The following is a 4,772-nucleotide window of genomic DNA, read 5'->3' as shown; positions in this document are numbered from 1 at the left end:
ACTTAAGCAGCGCCAGGCCGCCCTTTTCCGAACCCAGTGCGTCAATCAGTGACGATGCCATGGCGATTCTCCTGCCGTCGATGCCGACGATGTGGCCGACTGACAGTGACACTAGCGCGACGCCGACGGCTACAGAGGGAACAAGCGCTCGATGTCACGCACGACCCGATTCGCCCCCCGCCGCGCGCAACGGAGTCGGTGTCGGCTAACCGTCGGCCGCACTCGCGCCGGCGGTGCTTTCGGTCAGCGCATCACCCCAGGTGGCCTGCGCGCCGGAATGGCCGATGCGGTACACCTGTACGGCGGTGGCGGCCGAGGTCGCCAGGACGAACACCGCGATCACCGCGGAGACGACGCCCGACAGCGGCGTGCCGCGTTCGGCGCGCCAGTGCACCACGGCCAATAGGATCGCCGCGATCAGCAGGGCCGCCGCGAAATAGTTCATCGTCTCGCCCAGATGTGCGTGCTTCTCGATGAGTTCGGACTCTTCCAGGCGGTGCTCCAGCCACTCACCGGCCTCCGCCGCGATCGGGCTCAGCACGGCGGTGACACCCGCCAGGGTCAGCACCAGCCAGACCAGCCGTCGGCGGGCGGCCGGCCAGACGGCACACAGAACGGCCAAGACCGCGGCCAGCGGGGCCAACACCACGAGGAAATGGACAAGCAGTGGGTGGGCGGGCAGGCCGCTCAGCGTCGACACCGGGGGAATACTACAAGCGGACCGGCGTCGCCGCTGGTCCCACGCAGTCCAGCGGAGCCGTTCACAGCACACTGACAGCGAGGCTGTTCTCACACCGAACTGACAGACTGGAGCTGTCATGGTCAACATGCGATGGCTGCTTCTGGGCGGAACCGTGGTGGCACTGGCATCCGGCGGTGCCGCCCGACTGGCCGGTGCGTCGGATGTCGCCGACTACTGCTGGATCGCCGCGACGGTGGCCGCGATCGTGCCCTCCACCTGGTGGGTGATCAACGGACTGCGGGCCGGCCGCTTCGGCGTTGACGTCCTGGCCGTGCTGTCCCTGGCCGGTTCCCTTGCCGTCGGTGAGTACCTGGCCGGTGCCTTGATCGCGGTGATGCTCGCCACCGGTCAGGCTCTCGACGCCGCCGCCGAACGCCGCGCGAACAAGGATCTGCGGGCGCTGCTGGACCGGGTCCCGCGAACCGTGCGGCGGCGCACCGCCGATGGTGTCGAACTGGTCGACCTGGACGCCGTCAGGATCGACGACGTGGTCGTCGTCGGCCCCGGCGAGGTGCTCCCGGTCGACGGGCGGGTCAGCTCCGACTACGCGCTGATCGACGATTCGGCCCTCACCGGTGAACCCCTGCAGGTGCGTTACGACAACGGTGAGAGCGTGCGGAGCGGGAGTCTCAACGCCGGTGGCGGCCTGGAAGTCCGGGCCACGGCAACGGCCGCCGACAGCACCTACGCGGGCATCGTGCGGCTCGCCAAGCAGGCCGCCGCCGAATCCGCGCCGGTGGTCCGCCTCGCCGACCGGGTGGCGGCCTGGTTCGTCCCACTGGCGCTGGGCATCGCCGGGTTCGCCTGGTGGATCAGCGGATCGGCCACCCGCGCGGTCGCCGTCCTGGTGGTGGCCACCCCGTGCCCGCTGCTGCTGGCCGCACCGGTGGCGATCGTCTCGGGCCTGTCCCGCGCCTCCCGTATCGGGGTGCTGGTGCGTGGCGGCGGCCCCTTGGAAACCCTCGGCAGGGCAACGACTTTGGTGTTGGACAAGACCGGCACGCTCACCTCGGGGCGGCCCCGCGGAACCGATGTGGTCACCGCACCCGGCTGGGATCTCGACGAGGTGCTGCGACTGGCCGCCTCCGCCGACCAACTCTCCCCACACGTTCTCGCCGCCGCCATCGTCGAGGAGGCGCGGCAGCGCGGTCTGACGTTGAGCATGCCGACCGGGGCCGAGGAGGAGGCCGGCACCGGAGTCGCGGCGATGGTCGACGGCCGCCGGGTGCACGTCGGCAACCTCGGCATGGACGGTCGACCCGACGCCTGGGCCGCGTCGGTGCTCTCCCGCGCGGCGCTGGACGGTGCCGTGGTGGCCTGGGTGCGCGTCGACGGCGCCATGGTCGGCGCGATCCTGCTCGCCGACCCGTTGCGGCCCGACGCGCCGCGCACCCTGCGCCGGCTCCGTGCCGCGGGCATGACTCGACTGGTGATGCTCACCGGTGACCGCCCCGCGCCGGCGCAGCAGATCGGGACCGTGCTGGGCCTCGACGAGGTGGCCGCCCAGCAGACACCCGAGGACAAGGTGGCCAGGGTGCGCGTCGAGCGGGAACGCGCCGTGACGGCGATGGTGGGCGACGGCGTCAACGACGCCCCCGCACTGGCCGCCGCCGACGTGGGCGTCGCGATGGGGGCGCGGGGTTCCACCGCCAGTTCGGAAGCCGCCGACATCGTGCTCACCGCCGACCGGCTGGACCGACTGGCCGACGCCAAACTCATCGCCCGGCGATCCCGGCGGATCGCGGTTCAGAGCGCCGTCGTCGGCATGGGACTTTCCCTGGTGGCCATGGGATTTGCGGCCGTCGGTCTGCTTGCTCCGGCCGCCGGCGCACTGTTGCAGGAGGGTATCGACCTGGCGGTGATCCTCAATGCGCTGCGTGCGCTGCGCGGTGCCCACAGCGGCACCGTGCGGCTGACCCCGGGGACCGAGGAGATGTTGCGGCGGTTCGCGGCCGAGCATGACCGCATGCGCGACGAATTGTCGGTACTGCGCGATGCCGCCCAGCAGGTCAGCGCCGGCGAGCGCCGCGCCGCGATGGTGACTCTGCGTGCGGCCGACCGTTTCTTGCAGGACACCCTGCTCCCGCACGAGGACGCCGAGGACCGCGCCCTCTACCCGGCACTGGCCGATCCGTTGGGGAGCCCGGAGGCCACCGCCACCATGAGCCGGATGCACGCCGAGATCAATCGGATGGCGGCCCGCATGCACAGCCATCGGGAGATCGCCGATGCGGCCGGTACGGTGACGGGCGAGCAGAGCGATGATCTGCTCGCCTGCCTCTACGGTCTCTATGCACTGCTGTGCCTGCACTTCGTGCAGGAGGAGGAGAACTTCTTCGTGCTCGCACCTGCCGCCCTCCCCGAGCGGTGAGTCCGCCATGGCTGACCCGCAACGTGCGGGTGCTCTCCGCGGTGTCGTTCCTACAGGACACCGCCAGTGAACTGCTCTACCCGCTGCTGCCGATCTACCTGACCGCGGTGCTGGGTGCGCCGCCGTCGGTCGTCGGCGCCATCGAGGGCGCGGCCGAGGGCGCCGCGTCGATCACCAAGATCGCCGTCGGGCCGCTCGGTGACAGGTTCGCCAAACGGCCGCTGATCGCCACCGGCTACGGGATGGCGGCGCTGGGCAAAACGATCGTCGCCTTCGCCGGGGCGTGGCCCGGGGTGCTCGCCGGCCGGGTGGTGGACCGACTGGGCAAGGGCATGCGGGGCGTCCCGCGCGACGCGCTGCTGGTGCAGGATATCGACTCCGGTTCGCGGGGAAAGGTTTTCGGCTTCCACCGCACCATGGACACACTCGGAGCGGTGATCGGCCCGCTGATCGGCCTGGTCGGCTACGAACTGCTGGACCACCAGATCCGTCCGCTGCTCTACTTCGCGATCGTGCCCGCCGTCCTGGCCGTGTTGCTGCTCGCGTTGGTGCGGGAGAAGCCGACGACCGGCCCGCGGCCGCCGCGGCAACCGATCTTCAGCGGTATGCGCGATCTTCCCGGGCGGTTCTGGCGGGTGACGGCCGTGGTCGTCGGTTTCGGGCTGGTGAACTTCCCGGACGCGCTATTGCTGTTGCGGCTCAACGAGATCGGGTTCGGAGTCGTCGAGGTCATCCTGGCCTATGTCGCCTACAACCTGGTCTATGCGCTGGGCAGCTTCCCGGCCGGCCTGCTCGCCGACCGGTTGCCGCACTCGGCGGTTTTCGGCTTCGGGCTGTTGTTCTTCGCCGTCGGTTACATCGGCCTGGGCCTGACCGAGGACCATGTCCTGGCCTGGGTGCTGATCGGGGTGTACGGACTGTTCACCGCATGCACCGACGGAGTGGGCAAGGCATGGGTGTCCTCGCTGGCCGGCGCCGGCGGGCAGTCCACCGCCCAGGGTGTTTTCCAGGGCGGCAGCGGACTGGCGATTCTGGTCGCCGGGGTGTGGGCCGGTCTCGCCTGGGGTGCCGACGGTCATGTGCCGCTGCTGATTTCGGGCGCGATCGGAGCCTGCTTCGCTGCAGCGCTGCTGGGTCGCTGGGGGCTGCGTTCGGTCCGCCGGAGCGCTCTCTGATGCGCAGGATCCACGTCATCGGCATCGGGGTGGGCGACCCCGACTACGTCACCGCCCAGGCGATCCGGGCGCTGAGGGAGACCGAGGTGTTCTTCGCGATGGACAAGGGCGAGGCCAAGAGCGATCTGGTCGCCCTGCGCCGGGAGATCTGCCGCCGCTTCATCCCCGAACCCCGATACCGCTTCGTCGAAATGCCGGACCCGGCCCGGGCGGCCGTGCCGGATCCCCCGGTGCCCGCGGACGGCGACTACCAACGGGCCGTCGCCGACTGGCACGCCGCGCGTGCCCGGCTGTGGGGCGACGCGATCCGAACCGAACTCGGCCCCGACGGCGTCGGCGCCTTCCTGGCCTGGGGCGACCCGTCGCTGTACGACAGCACCCTGCGGATCCTCGACCAGGTGGCCGATCACGCCGAGTTGCGCTACGACGTCATCCCCGGCATCACCGCGGTCCAGGCGCTGACCGCCCGGCACCGCATCCCGCT

4 protein-coding genes are annotated in these 4,772 nt (G+C 70.7%); 3 read left to right on the top strand and 1 reads right to left on the bottom strand.

The window, feature by feature from the left end:
- Window positions 1-205 precede the first annotated feature (205 nt).
- On the bottom strand, window positions 206-700 hold the full coding sequence (locus tag ADBZ5U_RS14340) for a DUF2231 domain-containing protein (protein WP_526811296.1): 495 nt from the start codon (window positions 698-700) through the stop codon (window positions 206-208).
- A gap of 127 nt (window positions 701-827) precedes the next feature.
- Here ADBZ5U_RS14340 and ADBZ5U_RS14335 point away from each other — a divergent pair, with 127 nt between their 5' ends.
- The 3 genes from ADBZ5U_RS14335 to cobF form a co-directional block, all read left to right on the top strand.
- The gene (locus ADBZ5U_RS14335) at window positions 828-3,113 is read left to right on the top strand and encodes a heavy metal translocating P-type ATPase (protein WP_526811298.1); all 2,286 of its coding nucleotides are present in this window, start codon (window positions 828-830) and stop codon (window positions 3,111-3,113) included.
- Window positions 3,110-4,288: an MFS transporter gene (locus ADBZ5U_RS14330; protein ID WP_526811294.1), complete on the top strand. Its 1,179-nt coding sequence runs from the start codon at window positions 3,110-3,112 to the stop codon at window positions 4,286-4,288. Before ADBZ5U_RS14335 ends, ADBZ5U_RS14330 begins: the two co-directional genes overlap by 4 nt.
- The coding region (gene cobF / locus ADBZ5U_RS14325) for a precorrin-6A synthase (deacetylating) (RefSeq protein ID WP_526811292.1) at window positions 4,288-4,772 on the top strand (485 nt) is incomplete at its 3' end. The genes ADBZ5U_RS14330 and cobF, both read left to right, overlap by 1 nt.

It is taken from the genome of Mycobacterium sp., from assembly GCF_040398885.1.
Classification (GTDB): Bacteria; Actinomycetota; Actinomycetes; order Mycobacteriales; family Mycobacteriaceae; genus Mycobacterium.
The sequence above is the reverse complement of the archived record's forward strand: the minus strand, read 5'-3'. Positions and strand labels throughout refer to the sequence as shown.